The following is a 1753-nucleotide window of genomic DNA, read 5'->3' as shown; positions in this document are numbered from 1 at the left end:
TAGCCGTTTTCCCGAGAATGCCAGCAGTGCCAAAAGACTCGTAAAGGAGTTGTGCAACCCTTTTCCCTCTTTCGTAATCGATTTTGCATTCCATATTTGTTACTCCCCCCGGGATTTTCAAATACGGATCTTTAGGTCAATTTATTCTCCCACCTTGGGAAATCATTGCATAATATACTCAACTTTTGCAAGTTCGATTTTTGGCTCATTAAAAAAATAATGTTTTTTCCTTAATAGACATACAAAAACTGAAAGTGCAAGGACACGGTTGTTGATCTATTCCAGCTCGCGCTTTCTGTGGCTATTAGACGAGACGCTGGGGTTAAGAATATGTATTGATGCCATGAACATTTGAAGAGGAACCCCGGGTTAAGCGCATTAACGCTTAGAGCTACAGAGGAGAAAAGTTATTTTAATACAAGGCGGAAAAACCAATAAGCAGATAAAATTTGAGTTGAACAATAACTTGATTATCGCGCTAATGCTATGATAAATTAATAAACAAAGTAAGGAAAAAGCGGCTCAGATAAATGTCATCTCTGTTCTTCAGCGCGCGGTTTGAAGAGAAATTACGGTTCATGTTCATGGCAAGTAGGTTTATGTCAGGCAAAGTCTTTATAAAGGCCAATATATAAGAGGAAAAACTAATGGAAAAGCAGCAACATTTGAGTCTAATGAGACAATGTTTCTGTTTGTTATTTCTTTCGGTTTCAATTATCGTTCCATGCCATGCCCAGGAAACGTTACCTGAAATTATTAAAAAAGTCCAGGCATCAACAGTGCTAATCCTGACCTATGATGAGGCAGGGAAGGTAAAAGCACAGGGTAGTGGTTTTTTTATTAGCAAAAACGGCGATATTATCACCAACCGTCATGTGCTTGAAGAGGCCAGCAAGGCCGAAATCAAAGTGGGCGAGGGAAAAGTGTATGCCATTACTGGCATTGTGGCAGAAGACAAAGAACACGATCTCATTCGTGCTTCTGTAGATATACCGCCAGAAATAGTTAGCCCAATCGAACTAAATTGTTCTGTTCCGGAAGTTGGAGAGCGGGTGATAGTAATCGGAAGCCCACTTGGGCTTGACCAAACAGTTTCGGACGGCATTGTCTCGGCAGTTCGGGAGATTCCTCAGTTTGGTAAAATTATTCAAATCACGGCACCACTGTCTCCTGGTTCAAGCGGCAGCCCTGTAGTCAATATGAAAGGAGAAGTTATTGGTATAGCCACATTTCAGATTCTTGAAGGGCAAAATTTGAATTTTTCTATTCCTTCCGAAAGGATAGCTAAACTTGAATCAGGTAAAGTGAAGACACTTGCTGAGTGGAAATCAGGCAAAACAGAGGAATGGCTGTCTTCTGCGGAAGGACTTTCTGCAATAGGATTGTTCCATGCCGGTGCAGAAGATTATGAAAAAGCCCTTAGTTATTTAGAAAGGGCGGTAAAGCAAGACCCAAATTTTGCCGATGCTTATTTTCTAATAGGCTGGTGCCACGATATGCTTGGAAAATATAATGAGGCAATAGAATCTTATAAGCAGGCAATACGGATAAAGCCTGATTATGCAGAGGCGCACTTCAATTTAGGTGTGGCTTATCGGAGTCTTGGACGCTACAACGAGGCAATAGAATCTTATAAGCAGGCAATACGGATAAAGCCTGATTATGTAGAGGCGCACTTCGATTTAGGTGTGGCTTATATGAGTCTTGGACGCTACAACGAGGCAATAGAATCTTATAAGCAGGCAATACGGAT

The 1753-nt window shown here is 41.1% G+C and carries 1 protein-coding gene; it reads left to right on the top strand.

What is annotated here, in order from left to right; translation table 11 throughout:
• Positions 1–647: 647 nt before the first annotated feature.
• Positions 648–1753, top strand: a 1106-nt coding sequence (locus tag PLL47_RS14880) for a tetratricopeptide repeat protein (protein ID WP_324447368.1), incomplete at its 3' end; no start/stop codon positions are given.

The sequence above is a fragment of the Methanosarcina sp. genome (genome assembly GCF_035390745.1).
Taxonomy (GTDB): domain Archaea; phylum Halobacteriota; class Methanosarcinia; order Methanosarcinales; family Methanosarcinaceae; genus Methanosarcina.
Note: the sequence above shows the minus strand (reverse complement) of the source record. Positions and strands in the feature narration are given on the sequence as shown.